General features: G+C 59.4%; 18 protein-coding genes and 1 pseudogene. 7 read left to right on the top strand and 12 right to left on the bottom strand.

The window, feature by feature from the left end; genetic code table 11:
* From BSU04_RS27560 to BSU04_RS27530, 7 genes and pseudogenes are all read right to left on the bottom strand, one after another.
* Positions 1–1,065 (bottom strand): annotated as a pseudogene (locus tag BSU04_RS27560) (hypothetical protein); the annotation flags it as partial.
* Positions 1,066–1,071: 6 nt separating this feature from the next.
* On the bottom strand, positions 1,072–1,629 hold the full coding sequence (locus BSU04_RS27555) for a hypothetical protein (protein WP_089163530.1): 558 nt from the start codon (positions 1,627–1,629) through the stop codon (positions 1,072–1,074).
* Positions 1,626–1,871 (bottom strand): hypothetical protein, encoded by a 246-nt coding sequence (locus tag BSU04_RS27550; RefSeq protein WP_089163529.1) that lies wholly within the window; start codon positions 1,869–1,871, stop codon positions 1,626–1,628. Before BSU04_RS27550 ends, BSU04_RS27555 begins: the two co-directional genes overlap by 4 nt.
* Positions 1,872–1,928: 57 nt before the next feature.
* Positions 1,929–2,291 (bottom strand): hypothetical protein, encoded by a 363-nt coding sequence (locus BSU04_RS27545; RefSeq protein ID WP_089163528.1) that lies wholly within the window; start codon positions 2,289–2,291, stop codon positions 1,929–1,931.
* Between the two features lie 63 nt (positions 2,292–2,354).
* Complete coding sequence (locus tag BSU04_RS27540; RefSeq protein ID WP_089163527.1) at positions 2,355–3,731, bottom strand: HlyD family type I secretion periplasmic adaptor subunit; 1,377 nt, start codon at positions 3,729–3,731, stop codon at positions 2,355–2,357.
* A complete protein-coding gene (locus BSU04_RS27535) occupies positions 3,728–5,521 on the bottom strand; it encodes a type I secretion system permease/ATPase (RefSeq protein ID WP_089163526.1) in 1,794 nt (597 codons plus the stop codon). Before BSU04_RS27535 ends, BSU04_RS27540 begins: the two co-directional genes overlap by 4 nt.
* The gene (locus BSU04_RS27530; RefSeq protein ID WP_256983330.1) at positions 5,521–6,843 is read right to left on the bottom strand and encodes a TolC family outer membrane protein; all 1,323 of its coding nucleotides are present in this window, start codon (positions 6,841–6,843) and stop codon (positions 5,521–5,523) included. The genes BSU04_RS27535 and BSU04_RS27530 overlap by 1 nt, the downstream gene beginning before the upstream one ends.
* Positions 6,844–7,689: 846 nt before the next feature.
* Here BSU04_RS27530 and BSU04_RS27525 point away from each other — a divergent pair.
* The 5 genes from BSU04_RS27525 (at position 7,690) to BSU04_RS27505 (ending at position 12,994) form a co-directional block, all read left to right on the top strand.
* Positions 7,690–8,538 (top strand): helix-turn-helix transcriptional regulator, encoded by an 849-nt coding sequence (locus BSU04_RS27525; protein ID WP_089163525.1) that lies wholly within the window; start codon positions 7,690–7,692, stop codon positions 8,536–8,538.
* A gap of 380 nt (positions 8,539–8,918) precedes the next feature.
* Complete coding sequence (locus tag BSU04_RS27520) at positions 8,919–9,503, top strand: sigma-70 family RNA polymerase sigma factor (RefSeq protein ID WP_089163524.1); 585 nt, start codon at positions 8,919–8,921, stop codon at positions 9,501–9,503.
* The gene (locus BSU04_RS27515; protein ID WP_089163523.1) at positions 9,503–10,300 is read left to right on the top strand and encodes an anti-sigma factor; all 798 of its coding nucleotides are present in this window, start codon (positions 9,503–9,505) and stop codon (positions 10,298–10,300) included. Before BSU04_RS27520 ends, BSU04_RS27515 begins: the two co-directional genes overlap by 1 nt.
* Positions 10,301–10,534: 234 nt before the next feature.
* Positions 10,535–11,941, top strand: coding sequence for an argininosuccinate lyase (gene argH, locus BSU04_RS27510; RefSeq protein ID WP_089163522.1), 1,407 nt, complete (start codon positions 10,535–10,537; stop codon positions 11,939–11,941).
* Between the two features lie 111 nt (positions 11,942–12,052).
* Entirely contained in the window at positions 12,053–12,994 is a 942-nt protein-coding gene (locus BSU04_RS27505; protein ID WP_089163521.1) for a bestrophin family protein, read from the top strand.
* Between the two features lie 111 nt (positions 12,995–13,105).
* Here BSU04_RS27505 and BSU04_RS27500 read toward each other — a convergent pair whose 3' ends face one another.
* The 4 genes from BSU04_RS27500 to apbC all read right to left on the bottom strand — a co-directional run bounded on the left by BSU04_RS27500 (position 13,106) and on the right by apbC (position 18,093).
* Positions 13,106–15,400: an arginine/lysine/ornithine decarboxylase gene (locus BSU04_RS27500; protein WP_089163520.1), complete on the bottom strand. Its 2,295-nt coding sequence runs from the start codon at positions 15,398–15,400 to the stop codon at positions 13,106–13,108.
* Between the two features lie 104 nt (positions 15,401–15,504).
* Positions 15,505–16,074 carry a dCTP deaminase gene (gene dcd, locus BSU04_RS27495; RefSeq protein WP_089163519.1) on the bottom strand — a complete coding sequence of 190 codons (570 nt, stop codon included), beginning with the start codon at positions 16,072–16,074 and terminating at the stop codon, positions 15,505–15,507.
* A gap of 222 nt (positions 16,075–16,296) precedes the next feature.
* Positions 16,297–16,893, bottom strand: coding sequence for a superoxide dismutase family protein (locus BSU04_RS27490; protein ID WP_089163518.1), 597 nt, complete (start codon positions 16,891–16,893; stop codon positions 16,297–16,299).
* A 111-nt stretch (positions 16,894–17,004) separates the two neighbouring features.
* Entirely contained in the window at positions 17,005–18,093 is a 1,089-nt protein-coding gene (gene apbC, locus BSU04_RS27485) for an iron-sulfur cluster carrier protein ApbC (RefSeq protein ID WP_089163517.1), read from the bottom strand.
* Positions 18,094–18,365: 272 nt separating this feature from the next.
* On the opposite strand from apbC, the gene BSU04_RS27480 reads away from it, so the two are divergent.
* Both BSU04_RS27480 and metG read left to right on the top strand, forming a co-directional pair.
* Positions 18,366–19,022 (top strand): OmpA family protein, encoded by a 657-nt coding sequence (locus BSU04_RS27480; protein WP_089163516.1) that lies wholly within the window; start codon positions 18,366–18,368, stop codon positions 19,020–19,022.
* Positions 19,023–19,415: 393 nt separating this feature from the next.
* On the top strand, positions 19,416–21,563 hold the full coding sequence (gene metG, locus BSU04_RS27475; RefSeq protein ID WP_089163515.1) for a methionine--tRNA ligase: 2,148 nt from the start codon (positions 19,416–19,418) through the stop codon (positions 21,561–21,563).
* Between the two features lie 121 nt (positions 21,564–21,684).
* Here metG and BSU04_RS27470 read toward each other — a convergent pair whose 3' ends face one another.
* Complete coding sequence (locus BSU04_RS27470; RefSeq protein WP_089163514.1) at positions 21,685–25,743, bottom strand: translocation/assembly module TamB domain-containing protein; 4,059 nt, start codon at positions 25,741–25,743, stop codon at positions 21,685–21,687.
* Positions 25,744–25,745: the final 2 nt, after the last annotated feature.

Here is a 25,745-nt window from a genome sequence, read left to right as displayed (position 1 = left end):
ATAGAAGCTATCCAGCGTCTTGAAACCGCTGGCATTGAACTTCACGTATTCGGTCATTTGACCGTTCGCTCCATACAGGGACGCGGATTGTGATCCGTCGATGTTGAAGTCGTATTTCGTGTAGCTCTTGTCGAGGTTGAAGTTGTATTGCTGCGTCTCCCTGCCATTCACATAGAAGCTATCCAGCGTCTTGAAACCGCTGGCATTGAACTTCACGTATTCGGTCATCTGGCCGTTCGTACCGTAAAGGGCGGCAGTACTCAGCACGTTCCCGTCATATTGACTAGTCTGCTGCTGGCCAGTCGAAAACGTGAAAGTGATGGTCTTTAAAAGCCCCGAAGCCAAGTCAAACGAATACTTCAAGTCGGTGATAGGTGCTTGAGCGAGATGTTTTTGCGTCGCGCCGTATGCCGAACCGTAATACTGGTAATAGGTCATTCCGGGGGTGCCTCCCGGATTCGCCTGCGCCACATAGCTGCCAGCGGCCTCAATCATCGCTTGCTTCAGAACAGCCGCAGATACCTTACCGGTATTTGCGTCGTACATTTTAGTCAGCATGCCATTGATGTCATATCCCGGCGTGCTGACATAGTCTGGACGATCGCCCAACACAGTAATTTGCTGTCCGCCGCTCTGGACAATTTCCCGCGCTACCAGCCAGTTGTTGTAGGCGGCCTCAGCCTCCTTGGTCACACCGATCATTGCCGCCACATCGAAATCGTCTCGCATCTTGGCGGCAAATTTTGCGTCCATCGCCTTGTCAAGCGCATCGTTGATGTAATGCCCGATTTCGTGAGCTAACACGCCCACGAAAATGCGTGGGTCGAGTTGGTCGTACGTTGTATTGCCGTACCGTCCCAACTCTATGATGCCCTCTTTTGTGTCCCAGCTTATTCCTGTCCCGTTGGAACTAACTCTCATTTCCTTGACGCTCCCATAGTTCACATCTGCGTCATATTTTAATAACTGCTCGACAAGCGTCGGACTCCGATTAATCGCTTCCAATTCGAGCACGGTCAACTTGACGTTGACGAACATTCTTTCTTTACCGGTGATAATAGCCATTGACTCTTACTTCCTTCCGTTATTTTTAAAAAAACCAAGCCGTGAAAGACATCCATTACTGTCAAATTTAAAATACGTCCAATCGCTTTTTCCTTGCCCATCGTAAGAATATGAGGGTAACAATACGTGCGGACTGATATTTTTATTTAGTTTTTTAAACACATCCCTTAGATCACCTTCGGTCATACAAACCACATCCGTATTTACCGATAGAGAAACTAAAGCCCTGTCGAAGCTACGATCCTTCGGGCGAAATATTCGATAATGAAAGTCGGCAGACGTATACTCTGATGCCATTCCTTTCTGTTCGACGTCTATTCCATAGCCGAGAAGGGTTGTGCCGTCGCTGGCGTAAACTGACTCTTCCGGTCCGGAGACAAGATCAATCCTCAATCTCTTACCGACGACGTCAAGGTTAATAAAATCATTTTCGTCAGCAACCGCCTTGATATCCAGCAGGAAATCAGTGGGCGTTCGCGGCGGCAATTGATCTAGTTTTAAAGGTGCGCACGCTGAGAGCATTGCCATGCCTGAGACGGCTAATAAAAGGCTAATCTTTTTCATTTCATAAGCGGCGCGCCACCCGACAGAGCGACTCCTGTAAAGTCTTTCGGTCCCCCTATGTTTTGGAAGACTACTCCATCCGACCGAAAAACACCCGACTCTTCCGGCGGATTTTCGGGTTTCAGATAATTCAACTGACTTGTAATTGCGACAGGATCTTCCAACCGATCCAGCGGCTTCGCATAATCCAAATTACTAACCAATGCAACGTTAGGGACGACAGTTTTTTCAACAGGTTTCATCAGTGCCTCTCCTTAAGAAAATTTCACGGTACTTCGTGTCTTACTTACCAAATAGCCTCATGGAATTCCCGGCACGGTGTGCGGCGACCCAGACGGCCGCCAAGGCGACCGGAAACCCGATATCGCAAGTTGGTTCTCCGATCTGCGCATGATCTTGGCGTTTTCAATGTTTTGCCGCTGGCTTTTCATCTGCTTCGTTTCCACCTCCTTATCCCGCTCTGCCGTATTCATGCACCGGCCGACCGCGATTCGCTGCTGAAAGGAAAAATCAGCCCTATCTATCGGAGTTCCGTCAGCATCTAGCAAACGACATCCCAATTCAGGGCGCGGTATGTCATCAGCCAAACACATTTGGGCTGATACGAGCCCTGTTAATGCCACATAGGTAAGAAGCAAGTCTCTCGATATTCTTTTGTTCATCACAGCTCCAACTCGACGGAAGTACTAGGAAAAAACCGCTCGTATTTAAATCGAACAACCGCCTCAATCCCGCATCGACTTGCGAATCCCGTCTTTGACTGGCTCAAGTAAATAGTCAAAAGCCGAGCGCGCGCGCTTGCGGATATACACCTCTGTGCGTAGCCCCGGCCCGAGCGCGATTGGTTCTTTAGCGAGGCGGTTGGCTTTCTCCACCGCCTGCGCCGGCACCTCCACGCGCACAACATAGAAACGGGTTTGCCTGTCTCTGTCGCTTAGAACGTCCGCCGAGATATAGGTCACCGTGCCGTCAAGCATGGGCGTGGTACGTGAGTTATAGGCAGTCAAGCGGACATCGGCGTGGCTTCCTGGCCCAATTTGCCGAACGTCGTCCGGCCTGATATTCGCCTCCACATTAAGTGGCGCGCCTTCAGGCACAACATCAACAATCGGTTCTCGCGGACCGACCACAGCCCCAATCGTATGGACCTTCAGCCCGACAATCACCCCGGCAACCGGCGCCATTACTCGGGTACGAGCCGAGAGATCGTGAGCCGGGCGAAGCCTCTCGCTCATCTGGACCGCACGAGTGGTGGCGTCTTTGAGTTCGTCGTCAGCAGTCTTCACATAATCGTTACGCAGGCCGTTGATTCTCAGCTCAAGATCGGTCTGCCGCTGTTTCGCGCGACTGAGATCGGCATTGCCGGACTGAACGCGTGACAGTGCATCGGCCTCGGTACGCCGCAGATCGAGTACTTTCGTTTCAGCCACGAACCCTTCTAGTTGCAACGCTTCATTGGTCCGCCTCTGCTGACCTGCCATCTCGTGGCTATGGCTCATTGTCTGAACCATCTGCGCGTTAATCGCTATTTCCTGACGCGTCTGGGCGATTTCGGTGCGTAACATTGAGCTCTGCTCAACGAACGAGCGACGACGTGCCGTAAAGAGAGCCGATTCGCGCGCTAGGGTTTCGACCACGCGAGGATCATTACGCTGACTAGCAAGGGCGACGGGAAACGTTACTGTGTCCTTTAGTTCACGCTCGGCCAACAACCGCGCGATCTTCGCCTGCTCCGCGTCATACTGCGCCTGCAATGCGGACAGTTCGGCTGCTGGGCTAACGTTATCCATCACGATCAGCACTTGGCCAGCTTTCACGTGATCGCCATCGCGGACCAAAATACTTTTTACAATGCCGCCCTCCTGATGCTGCACCGTCTTACGCTCGCCTTCCGTTCGCACAACGCCTTCGGCAACGACCGCACCGGACAGCGGAGCAAGCGACGCCCAGCCCCACATCAGGGCCAACCCTATCGCAACGCCCACAGCACTCACCGCAATCAGCCGACGGGGAAGCGGCAACGTGTTTGCATCCGATACCTGCGAGACTTCCAATAAACCACGCGCGGTTTCAGCTAAACGTCGTAAATTAAACCATCTCATCGGTTGCCTCCGATCAGCGGTTCAATCACATGCTGCAGAATCGGCTTCAGCGAAGAACGAGTGGCGTGAAGCATCGTTATATCGACGTCAGCGATTTCGTTTACTTCAGCGGGACGCATGTCCCCAGCAAGCCGGTCGCCTCCCGTCTGAGGCAAATCCGGGGGCGGCCCAAACTGCTCCACTTGCCCGTCCCTCAAGCGCAGGATTCGATCGGCAAGCGCTATCAGTGATGGCCGGTGAGTGACCGCAATTATGGTCACGCCATCGGCTTTCAACTGCCGCATCACCCGGTCAAGCGCAGCTTCCCCTTCGGTATCGAGACTGGCGTTCGGCTCGTCCAACAACAGCAGAGCGGGCTCACCATATAAAGCGCGTGCAAGGGCAATGCGCTGGCGTTGCCCACCGGACAAGAGTTCGCCAGAATCTCCAATCAACGTTTCGTAACCCTGGGGCAAACCCAGGACCATCTCGTGAACGCCCGCACGCTGTGCGGCGCGAACGATAGCTGCGGAGTCGAGCGGCAACGGCTTCGCGGTACGCGCAATGTTTTCCGCGACGCTGCCCGCGAATAGTTCAACGTCCTGCGGCACATAGCCGAGATACCGCCCGAGCGACGGCCTGGGCCACTGCGCTATGTCGGCGCCGTCGAGCCGCACGGTGCCGCCTTGCGGACTCCAAAGCCCGGAGATGACACGTAGTAGCGTGGACTTTCCTGACGCGCTAGGACCAGTGATGATCAGCGTCTGCCCAGCGGCGAGCTTGAAGTCAATGCCGCGCAGCAACAGCCGTCCCATTCCTGGCGTACGCGCAGGCACACTAAAAGCGATGTGTTCGACGCGAATTTCTCCTGTTGGCTGCGGCAGTTCCACCGGATCAGCGTCGGCCTGAACGGCTAGCAACGCATTCAGTCGTGGCCAAGCCTCGCGAAGTTCGCCCGCTTGCTTCCAGTTACCGATCAACTGTTCAATGGGTGCGAGGGCTTTGCCTAACAGGATGGTCGTAGCCAACATTACCCCGGGTGTGGCATGACCAGCTATCACGAGGCCCGCTCCGGCGGCCATTATGATGACCTGGATCGCCTGTCGCAGCGTCTTGGTCATATCGCGATAGAACGCGCTGCTGTCGGAAACGTCGCGCTGCGCGGCGATGTACTCGCGCTTGCGCAAATCCCAAGCGCTGACAAGGTTTCCTACCATCCCAAGCACAGTCATGACTTCAGCGTTCCGCATGATCTGTTGATAGAACACATCCCCTTCGCGTTGCCGCGTTAGGTATGACTGGATGGCTTTCCGCGTGAGCCGGTCGTTAGCCAATGCTACGCAAACCAACACAAGCGCACTAACCGCTGCAATCAGGGCCAATGTCCAGTGAAAGAGGCCGATAACGATGAGATAAACCAGCAACCAAGGTGTGTCGAAGAAGGCGATGACACCTGTGCCGGCCAAAAATGCTCGCAATGTATTGACGTCGCCCGGGCCTGCGATTTGCCTTTGCGGCAGGCGACGTGCATGCGCTGAAATCTGCGCCTCCAGCGTCAAACGGTCGAGACGATTGCCAATCTGCAAGCCCAGATCGGACAAAATCCGGCTGCGTGCAATGTCAACTCCGAAATTCATGCCGAGTGCGATCACCATGAAGGCCATCAGCATTAGCAAGGTTTCGATGCTTTGGCTTGGCAGCACGCGGTCATAGACCTGAAGCAAATAGATGGTAGGTGCGAGCACAAGCAAATTCGAGGCAATGCCGAACACGGCCGCGATAAGCAGGTGACGTTTGATGAGCCGGTACATTAGCGTCCCGCCTGTGTATTGGAACGTGGAAGCGCCGAGACAGCGCTCTCGCTCAGCAACGCATCAAGTGCGAGCAGATCGTTCTCACTGAGATCAGCGGTGCTCGCTTTCAGCTTCAGGCCCTGCACAAGTGTTTCCGCACGGGCGCGCGCCAACTCGCGCTGCGCTCTGTACAGCTTGTCTTCTGCATCAAGCACATCCGCGTTCACTCGAATACCGACGCGGTAGCCGGTCTGATTGGACCGCAGCGCGACGTTAGCGGACCGCACTGCCGTAGCAAGCGCGCCTGTCTGCACCAATCCTCGCGTTACCCCGAGATAAGCGTCGTGCGCCGCGAGTCCGGCGCTGCGTTGCGCCTCGTCCAGATCATCGCGAGCCTTGTCTTCCAGCGCGAGCGCTTCGCGAATCTTGCTTCGGGTCGTGAAACCGTCAGTCAGCGGTATCGAAATCTGAATGCCGATTGCACCGGCGGTACCGCGGTTCGCACCGGTGTAGAAGTTCGTCTGACCATTGATGAACGCTGCGTTACCGTTGTTGACGTTGCCGACGAGCGCGACCGTTGGGTAATCGCCTGCGCGCGCCTTGTTGCGCTCGCGACCCGCGAGTTGCGTTGCGATCATCTTTCTGCGCACGTCGTAATTTGAAGTGGCCGCCGCGCTTGCCCACTGCTCTACGTCTGACGGTTCGACAGGAGGCAGGCTGATTTCATTGCGCCACCCATTAACGCTTCTGACTCGGTGACCGACAATCTTCTGAAGGGTTGTGTAGCTCATGTCCCGCCGAGTTTGCGCAGCGATCTCATCTGCCTCAGCAGTATCGAAACCAGCCTGCGCTTCGTTCGTGTCCACGATCGTCGCATCACCTAACGCGAAGCGGCGCTGTGCGAGCACCAATTGTTCCGCGACGGCTTTGCGGTGATTAATCGCGAGCGCGAGATCGTCCTGCGCGTTCAATGCGGCGAAATAGGCCTGCGACACGCGTAGAAGTACGTCCTGCTTGGCTTGCGCCAACGCCAGATCGGCATCTATTGCGAGGAGCTGGCCCTGCTGATAGGCCTCCCAAGCGGCCCAATTGAAGAGAGACTGGTTCAGCGTGAGGGTGAAACCGACAGTTGAATAGCCTGGTGCGGTTTGTCCCGGGATGCGCATGCCATTGCGATATATCACTTGCTGAACGCCAATTTGCGGCAGGAGTCCAGCTCGTCCCTGAGGCGCTTTTTCGATACCCGCTCGCCAAGAGGCTTCTGCACTCTGAAAAATGGCATCAGACAGGAGTGCCTCACTTGCAAGGTTAGACAAGCTAGAAGCATAAGCAGTACTCATGAATGAAACTAAAAGGATGCCGACTATTGCCTTCATTTGCACCGCACTCTGCGTCGACACAAAATGTAACGAGCATTTGGTCAGATTCTTCAGGCCTGTTTCGTGTCTTTCGCCTTCCCTCACTCGATCGATCATCATTATTTTTCATCTCTTGTTAGCACTACTCAATGCGATTGCATAACGGCGAAAGTCATTTAAATATTTCAGAAAGAATATAGTAAAGAATGGCAGGTTGAAATGAGAAAAGTCTTATTGCAGTCTGAATTGTGAATGTTTTACCGAGTATTACCGGCAGTCGGATGATTTTCGTAGCCATTAAGTCACTCATTTACGCCCTACGAGGCGGGGTTACGGCTTGCGATTGGCAGACTGCATAAACCTGGTGGCGGCACCTCGCATTTCCGGCGCAAGCCAGGGTAATCAGACATTCCTCGTCCACCTCATTTTCGGGACGCTTCATATGACGTTGAGCCTGCGCGAAACTAAGCAACCTGCGGGGCTCGCTTTCCGTGTCCGCAGACCGCGTGAATAAGAGGTGATTTTCGGCACGCCTGTCAACATAAAGTCGGCTTTCCCGTTATCTCGCGCCGACGCTCAACGCATAGAGTTCAGTCGTCCGTGCCCGTCGCGTACACGGCGCTAGCGAGATACACGGCAGCCGCTGACCGAATGCATCGACGGCCTGATCGTGTTATCTCATCAATCGCTAAAGGTTTTCGTCAGTATTTTCTTGCCAGCCGCAACGCTACAATGGCGCCCTCTTGTACCGGTACAAGTTGCGCGGTTATTCTGGTATCTAAACTACCTGAACCGCTGTCGGATTTTCCAAAGCGCATATTGAGCCTCATGCCCTTAGCACCCGCCGCTCCAACCGCCCCCGCCGCCGGCAAAACCGACGCCGCGCCCCCGCTCGATGCCACGCCGGCGCGAGCGCTTGGCGACTTCATCCGCGCGCATCGGGAGCGGCTGTCGCCCATGGCCGTCGGCATGCCGCCCGGCCCGCGCCGCCGTACACCCGGCTTGCGACGGGAAGAAGTCGCCCAGCTGTGTGGCGTCAGTCCGACCTGGTACACGTGGATCGAACAAGGACGGCCCGTGTCCGCGTCCGCCGACGCGCTTGCGCGCATCGCCGTGGCGTTGCAGTTATCACGGGCCGAACGCGCTTATCTGTTTGAACTGGCCGCCCAGCGGGACCCCGCCGAACCCGATCCGGCGGCGCAGGACGCGCCGGCAGCGCTGCTGAAATCGGTGGAACTGATCGATGCCCCCGCCTACGTCCTCGACCGCCAGTGGAACGCGTTGCGCTGGAACGCACGAGCGGCGGAGTTGTTCGTCGGCTGGCTGGACGGCGTTCAGGACCGTAATCTGCTCAGATTCACATTTACAGCGCCCGGAGCTCAGAGCTTGATCGTGGATTGGGAAACGCGCGCGCGAAGGCTGGTAGCAGAGTTCCGGGCGGATTCGATCCGCCATCTGAACGATGCCCCCACGCGAGCGCTGATCGATTCGCTCAGTGCCGCCAGCGATGCTTTCGCGCGCTTTTGGGCATCGCAGGACGTGGGCGAGCGGGAAGGCGGTACCCGGGAGTTCAATCATCCGACCCGCGGGCGCCTGGTCTTCGACCAGATTACGTTCAAGCCGGCGCATCGGGAGGATTTGAAACTGGTGATGCTGGTGGGCGCCGATGTGGCGTGAAGCGCCCGGGACCAAGGCAGAGAGCCGATCCGGGCGCTCCTTTATAAGATGCAAAGGGCGGAAAATCCCGCCGTGCGCCGTCCCGTCATACGGCGTAAGGCGTACGAATCCAAGCTGTCGGCAAGTTCCAGAACCGATAGCCGAAAAAAATGCCCGGCCTATGCGGTCGGGCAAAGCCGCATCTCCCCGGCAGGGCCGGAGGAGAACGGGGACACATGGTGAGCTGTGCGCGCAGCGCTGATTATTTCGCGCGCCGCGAGGCTCGTTTCAGTTTTTACGTAGGCGAAAGCGAAACGGATGCATCCGGATGCAAAAAAACCAGTGCGGTTTAATCTGATTATTTCGGTAAGATCAATCGCGCCGCCCACCCGACCGGTCCTATGACAACAACACTCCCCCACGACCCGACCCCCGACACCCTCGTGCAATTGCTCGATCGTGTTGCCAGCGAAGACGCCGCCGCGTTGCGCGCGCTCTACGATTTAACTTCCTCGAAACTGTTTGGCCTCGCGCTTCGTATATTGGTGAAGCGTGAGTGGGCCGAAGAAGTTTTGCAGGACGCGTTCGTCAATATCTGGCGATACGCGGGTGACTACAAAGCCGGCCTGTCCGCGCCGATGACCTGGATGGCGGCTATTGTCCGCAACCGGGCCCTCGATTATTTGCGGCGGCAAAAGGCCAACGGGGCAAGCGCCGAAACAGAATGGAGCGATGCTTTGGACGATACCTTGCCGGCAAATGAGGCAGATCCCTCCGAGCAGATGTTGATGAGCCAGGAAGCACGGCAACTCGCCATCTGCATGGGTCGGCTCGAAGCCAACCAGCGACAGGCCGTGGCGCTGGCCTATCTGCGCGATCAGAGCCACAGCGAAGTGGCCGATGTCTTGAAAGTCCCACTTGGCACAGTGAAGTCGTGGATTCGGCGCGGCCTCGAAAAACTTAAAACGTGCCTGGGAGGTCTGTGATGGATCTGCATCGATACGCGGGCCTGGTGGACCAGCTGGCTGCCGAGTACACACTCGGCGTGCTGCGCGGGGGTTCACGCAGGCGGTTTGAAACTATTTCGCAGCACGATCCGGCGATTCGCCTGGCCGTCGAAACCTGGCGTTTGCGGTTGACGGCAATGACCGAGCTTGGGGCCCCGGTCACGCCGCCGCCGGAGATCTGGCCGTCTATCGAGCGGCGTTTGAATCTGGTCAACGCCCGGCGCGATGCGGCAGCCGCCCGGCCGGTTGCGCCGGTTGCTGCTCCGGCTCGTCCTGTTGCCCGGCCAAAGCCCAACTGGTTCGAGAACCTGTCGTTCTGGCGCGGCTGGTCGATCGCCGCCACCGCCATTGCGGCTATCGCGCTCGTTGTTTCCATTCGCGAGTTGTCTACCGTCGCGCCCGTGCCTGCCCCCGTGCCCGCGCCGCAAGTCGCGCAGGAACCGCGGATTGGGTATGTGGCAACACTTGCTGATGACAAATCGAACGCGAGAATGCTGGTGACGTGGGACGACCGGACTTCCGAAGTTACCGTGCGACGTTTGAGCGGCTCGTCGGATCCCTCCGACAAATCCATGCAGTTGTGGGGTCTGCCCAAGCAGGGGCACCCGGTTTCGCTCGGCGTGCTGCCAGTCGGGGGAACCGCGCGGTTCAAGGCGGCTTCCGTAAATGCGTATCCGATATTGGCTGTGTCCGTGGAGCCTGTCGGCGGCTCGCCGAATCCGAATGGGCCGACCGGCCCGGTCGTCTATACGGGTAAGGTGATTCCAGCGGCTTGACGACCGCAGTTTGGTCCCGGGTAGAAAGGGCGTCGCGAGGCGCCCTTTTCTTTTGTGCCTTGCCATTGCGTGTGACGCCGGTCGGCAGGATTGTGCCGGAGAACGCCCGCTTCCCTCGTTCGATGGTTGCTCGTTCTCATTGCCTGTAAAATCGCCAGTTCCGCGGGTTTCTATCCGGATCGCGCTACGCCCGGCCGCCTGCCATCGACTTTCCGCCCTCTTACGAACATCACTATGACGTCCCAACTGCACAAAAAAGGCGAAGCCTGGTCGGCTCGCTTCAACGAACCAATGTCCGATCTGGTCAAGCGCTACACGTCATCGGTGTTCTTCGACAAGCGCCTCGCGTTCGTCGATATTGAGGGATCGCTGGCGCACGCCGCCATGCTGGCCGCGCAGAAGATCATCGCCGATGCGGATTTCCAGGCCATCCAGCAAGGCATGACGCAGATCCGCGGCGAAATCGAACGCGGTGAGTTCGAGTGGAAACTCGATCTGGAAGACGTCCACCTGAATATTGAAGCGCGTCTGACGGCGCTTATCGGCGATGCCGGCAAACGCCTGCACACCGGCCGCTCGCGCAACGACCAGGTCGCCACCGACATCCGCTTGTGGCTGCGTGGCGAAATCGACCGGATTGGTGAATTGCTGGTCGAGCTGCGCCGTGCTTTGATTGATATTGCCGAGCAAAACGCCGAAACGATCATGCCCGGCTTCACGCATCTGCAAGTCGCGCAACCGGTGACGTTCGGCCATCACTTGCTGGCTTACGTCGAAATGTTCAGCCGCGACAGCGAGCGTTTGCTCGATTGCCGCAAGCGCGTGAACCGCCTGCCGCTCGGCGCTGCCGCGCTCGCCGGCACGAGTTATCCGATCGATCGTCACGCTGTTGCGAAGACGCTCGGCTTCGACGACATCTGCGCGAACTCGCTCGACGCTGTGTCGGATCGCGATTTCGCCATCGAATTCACGGCGGCCGCTGCGCTGATCATGACGCACGTGTCGCGCTTCTCTGAAGAACTCGTGCTGTGGATGAGTCCGCGCGTTGGGTTTATCGACCTGGCTGACCGTTTCTGCACTGGCTCGTCGATCATGCCGCAGAAGAAAAACCCGGACGTGCCCGAGCTGGCGCGTGGCAAGACAGGGCGCGTGAACGGGCATCTGATTGCTTTGCTGACGCTGATGAAGGGCCAGCCGCTCGCATACAACAAGGACAATCAGGAAGACAAGGAGCCGCTGTTCGATACGGTCGATACCGTCTCCGATACCTTGCGTATCTTCGCCGAAATGGCAGCGGGCATCACGGTCAAGCCGGAAGCTATGCGCGCCGCCGCGCTGCAGGGTTTCTCGACTGCAACCGATCTCGCCGACTATCTGGTGAAACGTGGCCTGCCGTTCCGAGATGCACACGAAGCGGTGGCGCTGGCCGTGCGGATCTGCGTGGACCGTGGCTGCGATCTGGCCGATCTGACACTTGATGAAATGCGCGCGGAATTGCCGAACGTGGCGCGTTTGATCGGCGAGGATGTGTTCGAATATCTCACGCTGGAAGGCTCGGTTGCCAGCCGGAATCACGCAGGTGGAACCGCACCGGAGCAGGTTCGGGCAGCGGCGAAGGCCGCTCGGGCAGCGTTGGGGTAAATAGGCGGCCGGCTAAGCCACACGCGAGACCGATCGTAGCCGATCTGGCTACGGTCTCGTGCGGCAGTTGCACAGAGGCATGCATTTAACTCCGTTGTTTCCGGTACGCCCATGATCATCCGTCCCAAACTCAACTGGTTCCGCATGCTGTTCGTCTGGCGCGGGTCCGTACTGCCGCAGCTGTTGCCGCGCCTCACACTGATCTTCGTGCTGTCAGTCGCGGCGATCGTGATGCACGACCACGTGCGAAATTACCCGGTTGGCCTTGGCACGCCTCCGTTCGCACTGGTCGGCATCGCGCTCGCCGTGTTCCTCGGCTTTCGCAATAGCGCGAGTTATGAGCGCTGGTGGGAAGGCCGGAAGCTGTGGGGCTCGTTGTTGATCCACGGCCGCTCGATCGTGCGGCAGGCGCTGACACTGCCGCACGACGTAAAAATCGAAGACACGCGTGAATTCATCGCGGGAATCGGCGCACTGGGTCACGCGCTGCGCCACGAAATGCGCCGCACCGATCCCCTTCCCGATCTCGCCACGCGCCTTCCGTCCACGCTTTATCAGCGCGTCGTTCAAGCGCAATATCGTTCGTCCCTGATCCTGCGATGGCTCGGCGAATGGGTGGGCACGCGCGCTCGCGACGGCGCAATCGATGGTTACGGCGTGCTCGCATTCGAGCAAAATCTGAACGAGTTGTCAGGGGTGATCGGTGGATGTGAACGGCTGGCATCGACGCCACTGCCGTTCTCGTATTCGGTGATGATCCACCGGACCATCTATCTGTTCTGCGTGATGCTGCCGTTCGGTCTTGTCGACGGAGCGGGTCTGCTCACACCTTTGTTTGCGCTGCTGGTTGCGTACGCCTTCATGTCGCTGGAAGCGATCGCGGCGCAGATCGAAGATCCGTTCGGCCTGGAAGAAAACGACCTGGCGTTGACGGCACTATGCGAGTCGCTGGAAAACGCACTCCACGATATGGCCGCCGACCCGGCCTTCACGCGACCACCCAAGGCATTGCCGGAACCGGGCGTGACAGAGCGCCGGTTTATCGTTGCCTAAGGGGCTAAGAGGAGGCTAAGAGGCTAAGAGCCAGCGCAAACCGGGCACCAATCAACCACAAAGGCCCGCATTCGCGGGCCTTTGTGATTCCACCATTCTCACACTGTCACATCAGCGCTCAAGCTGCACGCAATCGACGAAATACTCGATACGCCCATTGATCATCTCCCCGACCAACCCGTGGATATCCGTATGGAAACCCGGGAAGCGTTCGTTGAACTCACGTGCAAAACGCAAATAATCGACGATCGTCTTGTTGAACCGCTCGCCCGGAATCAGCAACGGAATACCCGGCGGATACGGCGTCAACAGAATGCTGGTCACGCGCCCTTCGAGTTCATCGATAGGCACGCGATCGATCTCGCGGTGCACCAGCTTCGCATACGCTTCGGACGGCTTCATGGCCGGTTCCATGCTGGAGAGATACATCTCGGTAGTCAGCCGGGCGATATTGTTGGCCCGGTAAACGCTATGAATCTGCGCGCAAAGATCCCGTAATCCCATGCGCTCGTACGACGGATGCTGGGCGATGAAATCAGGCAGCACACGCCACAAAGGCTGGTTGTTATCGTAGTCGTCCTTGAACTGCTGCAACTCGGTGACCATCGAATTCCAGCGGCCTTTGGTAATGCCGATGGTGAACATGATGAAGAACGAATACAGCCCGGTCTTCTCCACAATGATCCCGTGCTCCGCCAGATACTTCGTCACGATAGCAGCCGGAATTCCGCTCTCGCCGAACTCGCCGTCCACATTCAGTCCGGGCGTGATGATGGTCGCCTTGATCGGATCGAGCATGTTGAAGCCCTCGGCGAGCGGCCCGAAACCATGCCAGCGATCGTTCGGCTTCAACACCCATTCTTCACGATCGCCAATACCCTCGTCGACCAGCGCTTCCGGTCCCCACACCTTGAAGAACCATTCGTCGCCGTATTCGTCATCGACCTTGCGCATCGCGCGGCGGAAATCGAGCGCTTCCGCGATCGACTCCTCCACAAGCGCCGCGCCACCCGGCGGCTCCATCATGGCCGCGGCCACATCGCAGGACGCGATGATTGCGTATTGCGGGCTGGTCGACGTATGCATCAGGTACGCCTCGTTGAAGCGATGCTTGTCGAACGTGCTGTTCTCGGAGTCCTGAACCACGATCTGCGATGCTTGCGAAATCCCCGCCAGCAGCTTGTGCGTGGAGTGCGTGGCGAACACCAGCGCGCCCGTACGCGGACGGCCCGCGCCAATGGCATGCATGTCCTGGTAAAACTCGTGGAACTCGGCGTGCGGCAACCAGGCTTCGTCGAAGTGAAGCGTGTCGAGCATGTCGCCAAGGAGGTCCTTGATCATCTCGACGTTGTAGATGATGCCGTCATACGTGCTTTGCGTGATCGTCAGAATACGCGGCTTCACGTGGGGATTCTTAGCGAGCGCCTCACGCGCAAACGGATTTGCTTCAATCTTCCTGCGGATATTTTCCGGCTTGAACTCGTCGCGCGGAATGGGTCCGATCAGGCCGAAATGATTGCGCGTCGGCGTCAGGAACACGGGAATGGACCCGGTCATCGTGATCGCGTGCAGGATCGACTTGTGGCAATTACGGTCGACCAGGACGATATCGCCAGGTGCAACGGTCGCGTGCCAGACGATCTTGTTCGACGTCGACGTGCCGTTGGTCACGAAGAACAAATGGTCCGCGCTGAAAATGCGCGCCGCATTACGCTCGGACGCCGCGATCGGCCCGGTGTGGTCGAGCAACTGGCCGAGTTCATCGACGGCATTGCAGACGTCCGCCCGCAACATGTTCTCGCCGAAGAACTGGTGGAACATCTGCCCGAGCGGGTTCTTGAGGAACGCGACGCCACCCGAATGCCCCGGGCAATGCCACGAGTACGAACCCTCCTCCGCGTATTGCACGAGTTCCTTGAAGAACGGCGGCGCCAGCGCGTCCAGGTAGACCTTCGCCTCGCGGATAATGTGGCGCGCGACGAACTCCGGCGTGTCCTCGAACATGTGAATGAAACCGTGCAGCTCGCGCAGGATGTCGTTGGGCAGGTGCCGCGACGTGCGCGTTTCGCCGTACAGAAAAATCGGGATATCCGCATTGCGTCGTCGCACTGCCTGAACGAACGCGCGCAACGCGACGATCGCGGAGGCCAACTCAGGCGTATCGCCTTCGGCCACCACGACGTTATCCACATACGGCAGCAATTCGTCGTCATCGATCGACAGGATGAAACACGATGCGCGGCTCGATTGCTGCGCGAACGACGTCAAATCGCCGTAACTCGTCAGCCCGAGCACCTCGACGCCTTCACCCTGGATCGCCTCGGCGAGCGCGCGGATGCCGGAACCCGAAATGTTCTCGGAGCGAAAATCTTCGTCGATGATGACGACGGGAAAACGGAACTTCATGCGGTGAATCTCCAAATGGAACGACCGCTGGCCGAGTTGCGCGTGCTCGACTCCAGCGGTCTTTCAAAAAGCGTTGCAATGACGTTTCTAATAATCAAGAAACGTCAGGTTTTCGGCAGCGTTACGCCGATTTGCCCTTGATACTTGCCCCCACGATCAGCGTAAGAGGTCTCGCAGATCTCATCGCTCTCAAAGAAGAGAACCTGCGCCACGCCTTCGTTCGCGTAGATTTTGGCAGGCAAAGGTGTCGTATTCGAGAATTCGAGCGTCACATACCCTTCCCATTCGGGCTCGAACGGCGTCACGTTCACAATGATGCCGCAGCGCGCGTACGTGGATTTGCCTAGACAAACCGTCAGGCACGAGCGCGGAATCCGGAAATATTCGACCGTGCGCGCAAGCGCGAAGGAGTTCGGCGGGATGATGCAGACGTCGCCCTTGAAGTCGACGAACGATTTCTCGTCGAAATTCTTCGGGTCGACAATCGTCGAATTGATGTTGGTGAAGATCTTGAATTCGTCTGCCACACGGATGTCATAACCGTAGCTGGACGTGCCATAGCTCACGATCTTGCGGCCATCTTCAGACACTCGCACCTGGTCGCGCACGAACGGCTCGATCATGTTGTGCGCTTCGGCCATGCGCCGGATCCACTTGTCGGACTTGATGCTCATAGGGAACGCTACCCAACGAAAGAGGCGGCTTGGAGAGGGCCGCCGGGCTTGAAACAGGGCGTGGCCGGAGACTCGGGATGAATGCAGAAGCACGCCGAAGCCAGCCAGACCGGACGAGAAGCGGGTATTTTACTTGATGCGCCGGCTGCACGGCCGGCTGCACGAGGCGGCTATGCCAACCGGCCGGGTCGCGCGCCCCAACAGCCTGATTTCATTGAAAGATCACTGCCGGATCACACCGCACGCGAGAGCGGGACCCGCGCCGTGCGGCACGATGGCGTAGCTGTCGGCGGCGTCGCGATGAAGCACGATGGCCCGCGACAACACCGAACGCACGCCGTCGAGCGACACGTCCGGCGCGACAATGAAACCCGTCGCCGTGCCGTTCGCGTCGGCGCGAATGCTGGCCAGGTCGCCTTCCACCTTGGAACCGGAGTCGCTGCGCTCGGACGCGGGCGCGAATATGGGGCCGACGTCGGACGACGCCGGGATGATGCAGTCGCCGCGTTCATGGATCTGCAGCGCGTGCTCGCTGTTGGGCGGCATGCCCGACAGGTTGTAAGACACCTGGACGCCGTCTGCGCGTTCGATGAACGTGACCGTGCCGGTCACCGTATTGCCGCCGGTGGGCTGCAACGTGGCGTCGGCACGTTTTTCGTGGTTCTGGAACAGAAGGCCGCAGCCGCCGAGCAGCATGACACTGGCCAACACGGTGACAGTCGTGCTTGCAGCCGCGCTCAAACTCAGTATCAGGCCCGGGACCGGGTGTCTCGCGGCAGGCAGCCTGCGCGATTCAGGCCCGTCGAATCTTTGTTTCATGCGATCCTCATGGCGACCCGCGACCACCCCGTGTGTTCGCCTGGCCGCGCCAATCAAGGCGACATGATACCGCGACACGCGCAGCTAAAATCGCCCGTGCCCCGCCGCTCTCTAAGTGTTTTGCACTACGATGCTGGGGAACATCGACGTCATGTCGCGCTGGCGTTCAGCAATCGAAATGGCCACCTTGCGCGCGATCGACCGGTAAGCCTCGGCAATCTTGCTGTCCGGTTCCGAGATCACCGTCGGCTGGCCCGCATCGGTTTTCTCGCGGATCGCGATATCGAGCGGTAAGTGACCGAGCACCGGTACGCCGTATTCCTTCGACATCCGCTCGCCCCCGCCCGCCCCGAAAATATGTTCTTCGTGGCCGCAATTCGAGCAGATATGCGTGCTCATGTTCTCCACGATGCCGAGGATCGGGATGCCCACTTTCTCGAACATCTTCAGGCCCTTCTTGGCATCCAGCAACGCGATGTCCTGCGGCGTGGTGACGATCACCGCGCCCGTGACAGGCACTTTCTGCGAGAGCGTAAGCTGGATGTCGCCGGTGCCGGGCGGCATGTCGACGACCAGGTAATCGAGGTCCTTCCAATTGGTCTGGCGCAGCAATTGTTCGAGCGCGGACGTCACCATCGGGCCACGCCAAACCATGGGGTTGTCCTGTTCGATCAGGAACCCGATCGAGTTGGCCTGGATGCCGTGGCCGATCATGGGGTTCATCGACGTGTTGTCGGGCGATTCCGGCCGGCCGGTGATGCCAAGCATCATGGGCAGCGACGGGCCGTAGATATCCGCGTCCAGCATGCCGACCGACGCGCCTTCGGCGGCCAGCGCAAGCGCCAGGTTCACGGCGGTCGTGCTCTTGCCGACCCCGCCCTTGCCTGACGCAACCGCAATGATGTTCTTCACGTTCGGCAGCAGCTTTACGCCGCGCTGGACCGCGTGCGCGACCACCTGCGAGGTCACAGTGACCTGTACGCCGGCCACGCCCGGCACGCTGGCGACGGCGTTCGCCACGAGCGCGCGGAGGGTGTCGAACTGGCTTTTCGCCGGATAACCCAGCACGATGTTCACGCTGACGTTTGCCCCATCCACGGCCACGCTGCGGATGCTTTTCGTGTCCGCGAAAGTGCGGCTGGTATTCGGATCGATCAAACCGCTGAGCGCGGTATCGATCTGGGCGCGATCAAGACTCATCGAAACTCCAGGGAACGCTTTTTGCTCTAGCGGATCGAATGTTCCGCACGCAAAGTATGAAATTGAAAGGAATTGTTGCATTACGTTGCGTCGCAGCACTGTGCGATGCACTATCCGACGCTGCCATGATTCGGGGACGCATCGTTATAATCGCTTGAATCCTTGGCCGTATTGTAGTGGCAGCCGCTACGACGCGCCGGAAGACCCTACGGGAGTCCTTTCCGGTTGTCAGTGCCGGCTTTGTCTGAATTGGTATTCTGGAGAATGAACAAATGAACTCGAAAATGATGACCCGCTTGACCGTAATCGCCGTCGCGGGCGCGCTTGTCGCCGGCTGCGCAACCCAGCAAGGCAATAACGCCGCCGTCGGCACGGGCATTGGCGCGGCGTCGGGCGCGGCGCTTGGCGCAATCTTCGGCGGTGGCAAGGGTGCGGCCATTGGCGCGGGCGTAGGCGCGGCGGCGGGCGGCATCACCGGCTACAACTGGCAGGCCATCAAGGGCAAGCTGACCGGCGCAACGAAGGGCACGGGCACGCAGGTGACGGAACAGCCGGACGGATCGCTGAAGGTCAATATTCCGAACGCAATTTCGTTCGATACCAACAGCTACGCTATCAAGCCTGGTTTCGCACCGGTGCTCGACCAGGTCACGCAAACGCTCACGCAGCATCCTGAGTTGATCGCGCAAGTGATTGGACATACGGACAGCACCGGCCAGCCGGCTTACAACCAGACGCTGTCGCAAAATCGCGCACAAAGCGTGGCTTCGTATCTGGCTGGCCACGGCGTAGCAAGTCAGCGTCTGTCGGCACAAGGCATGGGCCAGACCCAGCCTATTGCTGACAACAGCACTGAAGCGGGCCGTGCGCAGAATCGCCGCGTGGAAATCTACCTGCGCGCGACCGCGCAGCCGGGTCAGGTTCAGTAAGACGTTTGATTGACCAGGGGGAATGACGCGGTTGTGAGGTCAAAGATTCAGTTCGTTTCGCGAGAAAAAGGCGAATACGAAAAATAGTTGAAACTTTGCCCCAGCAGTCCGTGTCTGTCTTAACGGTAGGTGGCTGGCTTTGCCGCCACGTGCCATTCTCCTCTTGTCGTTGTTGCTCCGGGGCCGCTAATCGCCCCGGTTTTTTTTCGTCTGAATTTTGGTGGGGAAAGTCCCGGCCAACCCCGACCGCCCTTCCGACCGCCCTTCCGGCCGCCCTTCCCGCCGCTCTGTCCCCACCCCGGTCCGTGTGCGAACGAGAGACCCTTGGCTGTTAGAATCGTGATTCGCTTTTTCACGCAATCACTGAATTCTTCAACTGCAGGCCAGCGCCTTATGTCAGCACCCACCCCGTCCACACCCGTCTCCGCAGCGGCGCACGCCACGCCTGGCCACCGCCGAATTCTCGTCACGTCTGCGCTCCCGTACGCGAACGGTCAGATTCATATTGGCCATATGGTCGAATACATCCAGACCGATATCTGGGTGCGCTCGCTGCGAATGCACGGTCACGAGGTCTACTACGTCGGCGCCGACGACACCCACGGCACCCCCATCATGCTGCGCGCCGAGCAGGAAGGCATCACGCCGAAGCAGTTGATCGAGCGCGTGGGGAAAGAACACAAACGCGATTTCGACAGCTTCAGCATCTCGTTCGACAACTACTACTCCACCGACGCCGAAGAAAATCGCGTGCTGTGCGAATCCATCTACGGCTCGCTGAAGGCGGCCGGGCTGATCGAAGCGCGCGATATTGAGCAAGCCTACGATCCGGTCAAGGAAATGTTCCTGCCCGACCGGTTCATCAAGGGCGAGTGCCCGAAATGCGGCGCGAAGGACCAGTACGGCGATAACTGCGAAGTCTGCGGGTCCACTTATCAACCGCTCGATCTGATCAACCCGTATTCGGTGGTATCGGGCGCGACGCCTGTGCGCAAAACGTCGACGCACTATTTCTTCCGCCTCTCGGACCCGCGTTGCGAAGATTTCCTGCGCGGCTGGGTCAGTGGACTCGCCCAGCCCGAAGCCACTAACAAGATGCGCGAATGGCTCGGCGACAAGGGCGACGCCAAACTCGCCGACTGGGACATCTCGCGCGACTCGCCGTATTTCGGTTTCGAAATCCCCGGTGCGCCAGGCAAGTATTTCTACGTCTGGGTTGACGCGCCCGTGGGTTATTACGCCAGCTTCAAAAATCTGGCGGATGCGCGCGGCCTTGATTTCGAGGAATGGATCCGGCCGGGATCGAAGACGGAGCAGTACCACTTTATCGGCAAGGACATCCTGTACTTCCATACGTTGTTCTGGCCTGCGATGCTGGAATTTTCCGGCCATCGCACGCCGACGAACGTGTTCGCGCACGGTTTTCTCACCGTCGACGGCACAAAGATGTCCAAGTCGCGCGGCACGTTCATCACGGCGAAAAGCGTGATCGATACCGGGATCAACCCCGAGTGGCTGCGCTACTACTTCGCCGCGAAGCTGAACCACACGATGGAAGACATCGACCTGAATCTCGAAGATTTCCAGGCACGCGTGAACAGCGATCTGGTCGGCAAGTACGTGAATATCGCGAGCCGGGCGGCAGGCTTCCTGATCAAGCGTTTCGAAGGCCGTGTGCTGGACAGCGCAATGGATCATCCGCTGCTGCTGCAATTGCGCGCCGCCGTGCCGCAAATCTCGGCGCTGTACGAAGCACGGGAATACGGGCGGGCATTGCGCACGACCATGGATCTCGCCGATGCCGTCAACGCGTTTGTCGATACCGCGAAGCCGTGGGATCAGGCCAAGGACGAAGCGAGTTCCGCTGCGCTGCATGAGACGTGCAGCGTGAGCCTGGAAGCATTCCGCTTGCTGTCGCTGGCGTTGAAGCCGGTGCTGCCGGTGCTGGCGGAATCGGTGGAAGGGTTCCTGGGCATCGCCCCGCTCGTGTGGGCGGACGTTTCGGCGCCGCTCCGTTCTTCGCAGCCGATCAACGCCTACAAGCACCTGATGACGCGCGTCGATCCGAAACAGATTGAAGCGCTGATCGCCGCAAACCGGGAATCGGTCGCGCCGGGGCAAGCGGTTGCTGCCGCGCCCGCGGCTGCTTCCACGTCCTCGTCGAAGAAGGCCGCGAAGGTGAAAGAGCCGGAAGCGGAAGGCGTGATTTCCATCGATGACTTCGCCAAGGTCGACCTGCGAATTGCAAAGATCGTGAATTGCACGGCGGTCGAAGGCTCGGACAAGCTGCTGCAACTGACACTGGATGTTGGCGAGGAAAAAACCCGCAACGTGTTCTCCGGTATCAAGTCGGCGTATCAGCCGCAGGACCTGATCGGAAAGTTCACTGTGATGGTCGCAAACCTGGCGCCGCGCAAGATGAAGTTCGGGCTGTCGGAAGGCATGGTGCTGGCCGCCTCCGCCGACGACGAGAAAGCCGAACCGGGCTTGTACATTCTCGAACCGCACAGCGGCGCGAAGCCGGGCATGCGCGTGAAGTAAGACGTAGCGTAAAAGTATTGGGCGAGCGGTTGCTGATTGATCGCCGCGCCCGGACTGAAGACAAAAGGCCGTTCCCAACTCACCTTGGGAACGGCCTTTTAACGTTCATGCGGTCCGCAACCTACTTCGAGTCCGTCGGCCCGTTCCTTCGCGACCACGAATCGAATCGCCGCGTGTAAAGCAGATCCATGCCCTGGAACGTGCCCCCGTACGCCGATATCGACCAGAACCGCGACAGGCTCAGCGTCGCCTTGATCGCGTTGCTTGCCGACTGCAGACCCTGCTCATAGCCAAGCACGAGCCGTTCATTAATCGCCTTCGACAACATCACGACTTGCGGATCGGTCAGCCCAACCTCACTCGTCCCGATAGAAAACTCATCGAGCCCGAACGTCTGAGCAATCCGCTTGCCCTGCGAACTCCCCAGCAAGGCGAGCGCATTCGTCATCGCGCTCTGCTGACCGATGTTGTTGCCCTGATCCGTGCCATGCCCGAACAGCAGCCACGACAACTTCTCGTTATCCGGCACGTTCGGCTCGGAAACCAGCTTGGCGACAGGCGACTGCACGGTTCCCGTCACCTGCACGCCGGCCTCGATCTCCTGATTGCGCCGCATCGCCAGAATATTGATGCCGGGATTCGTGACCGGTCCGTTGAACGTGAAAAAGCCGTTCTCGATACCCAGCTTCCGCCCGAACGCCGTATAGGTGGAACCCGGTGTCACGCGCACGTTGCCGACTGCCCGCAGCGGCATGCTCGGCGCGCTCATTGCCGTGATGGTCCCGGCCAGACCAAGGTCCGCACCCGCGCCACGGAAGCGGAATTTCTGTCCGAGATCGATATCGATATTCGCACGCGGCGCAAACGCGCCCGCGGGTTTCTCGCCGGTCTCCACGACGTGTTGGTCCTCGCCCTTCACCGTACCGTCGGGACGCTCGATCACGACGTCGTCGCCAAGCGACGGCGCCGATTTCTCTGGTAAATCGAAGAGCGCTTTATCGACGGTGAACTTGCCATCGATTGCCATGCCGCCCTTCAGACCCGCGTTCGCCACCGATGCACTGCCCGACAACTGCAACTGCCGGTCAGGCGACGCAAACAGCTCGAGCTTGTCAGCAATGATGCTGGCCGTCAGGTCCGGCTGCTGCTGATCCAGGCGCACCTTGCCGGTCGCGCGCAACGTGCCGCTTGCGCCGTGAAACTCGACCTGCTGCAGATCGACCAGATTCTCCGACAACGCAATCCGGATCACGCCGTCCTTCAGCTGCACGCCTTGATCGATGACCGTGACCGACAGCGCATCACCAGTGAGCATGCCGGACAACGTCGGTTTCGCAACGATCCCCGCGATGGTCAGCTTCAACCCAAGACGGCCATCGAGCAGATAAGCCGGGCCGAACAGCCCGCCGGTCGTGCGCAGCGTCGGAACGTTCGCGTCGATCGCTCCGCTCAGCGGCGCTTCGTCGGCAACCGTGAGCACGCCGTCGCGCGCCACCAGGTTCGTGTGGACATTGGCATCGATCACGCCAATCCGGGTTGCCTGCGCGTGCACCGTCGCGTTGAGCCGATTGCCGCCGGTAAAGTCCGCGCGGGCGGTGATGTCCGTGATGCCGAGCGCCGCGACGCCGCGGGCGGCGTCGATGGAGACATCGCCCGAGCGCCGCTTCAGTTGCACGTAGCCCGTCGCGGTGGCGCCGAGCGCGAAATTCCAGTCGCCATCGAAAACCAGATCGGTCTTGGCGGGCGGCGGCCCCCCCTCCAGTTCCTGCCGGATTTCGAGCAGCCGCGCCACCGAGAGGTTCGTCAACTGGCCGGCTGAACTGATGCGCCCGCCATCGAGTGCGAACGATTTCAAGTCGAGCACGGCGCCTTCCGCCGATAAGCGCGTCGCGCCCAGTACCACGTGATTCGGCGCGTAGCTCACCGTTACCGGCGAGTCGAGATTGACGCTCGGCGTGCCCTTGTTCGACAAGCGCGTGACGGTACCGTCCCAATGCGCGCCGTCGCGCGCATCGGTCAGGCGGCCGTTTGCGGCCAGCGTCAGGTTGACCGCGTTACCGCGCACCTTGCCGAGCGCGGTCGCGTTGAGCGTATGGTTGGCGCGCGTACCGTTGAGATTCGCGTCGAGGCTCGCGAGATCGACGCCGTCGGCGCTGACATCGCGGGCCTGAAGCGTGAACACCAGCGCGCCGTTCGCACCGTCGCGGGCTTCCGCCCGCCCTTCTGCATGGCCAACGCGGTTTGCACCGAACACCACGCTGTCGGCCTGATAGTTAGCCGCCAGATTCGGATGCGCGAACGAACCGGTGACGTCGCCGTCGGCCTTGATGAGCCCTGCCAGTCCGAAACCCAGCCGCTCGAGTTGCGGTGCATCGATACGAAAACGCAAGCGATCGCCCGGGGCGCCGAAACTGCCGTTGAGATCCACATTGTTGCCCGCAATGGAAAGTGTCGCGGTGCTCGGCAGGATGCGCGTTCCCACGACCTGAATCGTGCCTGCACCGGTGAGCGGGAGATTGTCGTAGACGCTATCGCCGAGCTTGAACTGCGCCTTGGTCGTCAAAGCAGGCGCGAGCACGCCCGCGGCGGAAAGCGTGCCGTTCACGCGCGCTTCGATGGTCCGGGATTTCGCCACCGGCTTTGCTTTGGCTCCCTTCGGTGGAGGCTTCGCAACCAGTTCGTCAGTCAGCAGCAACGGATTGAAATCGATGAGCTTCGCCTTCAGGCCGTAGCTCGAATGCACGTCCTTTTGAAGCGCGCCGCTCAGCTCGACACGGCCTTTCCCTACGCTCAGTTTCACGCCGTCGAACGCGGTTTGCTTGGCGTCGAGCGTGACCTTGCCCTGTGCGTGCAACGCCGCTTTGGGGTCGTTGAGATCGAGCGTGATGGTCTGCTTATCACCGGCGAGATGGATGCCGATCGGACCAGCAAACTGCGTAGGCCGGATGGTCGATTGGATCGCGTTTAAATCAAGTTTCGCGACCTTCAGGTCGAACTGGCCTGTCCCGCCCTTGAGCGATCCACCGCCGGTGACGGTGGCATCCTTCAACAGCCGCACGTTCAGGTCGGAGATAATTTGCGCCGATGCATCGAGCTTTACGTTCGCCTCGGCATCGATCAAGGGAAGCAGTTGCTTGTCGACTGAACCGGGCTTCGCGTTCACGATGGATACGGGCCCGGTCACCACAAGCGCGTTCGGCGTAGCCGGATCGGGCGTAAGTTCGGCCCGCACCGCGAGATCCGCGAACGGCGCGCTCGGGTTGAACGCCTGCGGATTGACGTGATCGATGGTCACCCGCGCGCGCTTGAGCGGCACATCGCCGAAGGGCGCTGCCTCAACATGCGCCTGGCCTTTGAGCTTCAAACCGCTGGCGTTGATATCGGCGGCCAGATTCTCAAGCGTTCCCGTCAGATGGGCAGCCACCTGCACGGCCTCGCCGCTGACCTCGCCCGAATAACCGGCATCGCCAGTCAACGGGAACGGGCGCGCGGCGCCATCGAGTTTCAATGCGGCCGTGATCGCGCCGAAGGGCGTATCGAGACGCTGGATGCGCGCCTCGTGATGACGGCCATCGCTATGTCCGTCCAGCGCGAGCCGCGAAAATTCGGTGGTTGTCGCGCCTTCATGGAGGCGCAGCTTGTCGAGCGTGACGTCGCTGACGGCAAGCTGGATTGGCAAGCGCAGATCCTGCGGCAACTCGGTTTTGCTGGTGTCTTTCGGCGACGGCGCAATGCGCGCATCGACCGTGCCGACATGCAAATAATCGATGGTGAAACGCAACGGCGCACGCGTCAGTTCCCATCGGCCGGAAACGCTATCCACGGCAATATCCGTTCCGTTGCCGTCGAGACTTTTCCAGTGCACGTGGCGCAGCCGCAGGCCGGTCGCGATCGCGCCGCCGTCGAGCGTACCGCTCAGCCGGCCGCCGAGCAGCGACGTCGCCGCCTGCCACACGTAGCGCGTTCCGCGCTCACTGTTGAGCCCGTACAGGATCATTGCGACGCCGAGCGCGAAGCACAAGACAAGCACCAGCACGAAACCGCCCAGCCATTTGGCCAGGCGCTTCCAGCCACCCTTCCGTGGCTTTGGATCACGCGTTCCGTTTTCAGACGCACCGTTCCCCCGGTCCTCGGAAGAGTCCGGCTGGTCTGCGGGAGATGGGGCGTTCTGGTCCGTCATGC

Origin of the sequence: Caballeronia sordidicola, assembly GCF_002220365.1 — a bacterium.
Lineage (GTDB): Bacteria > Pseudomonadota > Gammaproteobacteria > Burkholderiales > Burkholderiaceae > Caballeronia > Caballeronia sordidicola_C.
Note: the sequence above shows the minus strand (reverse complement) of the source record. Positions and strands in the feature narration are given on the sequence as shown.

Coding starts and splice junctions, on each gene's coding strand:
- BSU04_RS27555 (WP_089163530.1), bottom strand. CDS start 1,629: ATGAAAAAGATTAGCCTTTTATTAGCCGTCTCAGGCATGGCAATGCTC.
- BSU04_RS27550 (WP_089163529.1), bottom strand. CDS start 1,871: ATGAAACCTGTTGAAAAAACTGTCGTCCCTAACGTTGCATTGGTTAGT.
- BSU04_RS27545 (WP_089163528.1), bottom strand. CDS start 2,291: ATGAACAAAAGAATATCGAGAGACTTGCTTCTTACCTATGTGGCATTA.
- BSU04_RS27540 (WP_089163527.1), bottom strand. CDS start 3,731: ATGAGATGGTTTAATTTACGACGTTTAGCTGAAACCGCGCGTGGTTTA.
- BSU04_RS27535 (WP_089163526.1), bottom strand. CDS start 5,521: ATGTACCGGCTCATCAAACGTCACCTGCTTATCGCGGCCGTGTTCGGC.
- BSU04_RS27530 (WP_256983330.1), bottom strand. CDS start 6,843: ATGAGTACTGCTTATGCTTCTAGCTTGTCTAACCTTGCAAGTGAGGCA.
- BSU04_RS27525 (WP_089163525.1), top strand. CDS start 7,690: ATGCCCTTAGCACCCGCCGCTCCAACCGCCCCCGCCGCCGGCAAAACC.
- BSU04_RS27520 (WP_089163524.1), top strand. CDS start 8,919: ATGACAACAACACTCCCCCACGACCCGACCCCCGACACCCTCGTGCAA.
- BSU04_RS27515 (WP_089163523.1), top strand. CDS start 9,503: ATGGATCTGCATCGATACGCGGGCCTGGTGGACCAGCTGGCTGCCGAG.
- argH (WP_089163522.1), top strand. CDS start 10,535: ATGACGTCCCAACTGCACAAAAAAGGCGAAGCCTGGTCGGCTCGCTTC.
- BSU04_RS27505 (WP_089163521.1), top strand. CDS start 12,053: ATGATCATCCGTCCCAAACTCAACTGGTTCCGCATGCTGTTCGTCTGG.
- BSU04_RS27500 (WP_089163520.1), bottom strand. CDS start 15,400: ATGAAGTTCCGTTTTCCCGTCGTCATCATCGACGAAGATTTTCGCTCC.
- dcd (WP_089163519.1), bottom strand. CDS start 16,074: ATGAGCATCAAGTCCGACAAGTGGATCCGGCGCATGGCCGAAGCGCAC.
- BSU04_RS27490 (WP_089163518.1), bottom strand. CDS start 16,893: ATGAAACAAAGATTCGACGGGCCTGAATCGCGCAGGCTGCCTGCCGCG.
- apbC (WP_089163517.1), bottom strand. CDS start 18,093: ATGAGTCTTGATCGCGCCCAGATCGATACCGCGCTCAGCGGTTTGATC.
- BSU04_RS27480 (WP_089163516.1), top strand. CDS start 18,366: ATGAACTCGAAAATGATGACCCGCTTGACCGTAATCGCCGTCGCGGGC.
- metG (WP_089163515.1), top strand. CDS start 19,416: ATGTCAGCACCCACCCCGTCCACACCCGTCTCCGCAGCGGCGCACGCC.
- BSU04_RS27470 (WP_089163514.1), bottom strand. CDS start 25,743: ATGACGGACCAGAACGCCCCATCTCCCGCAGACCAGCCGGACTCTTCC.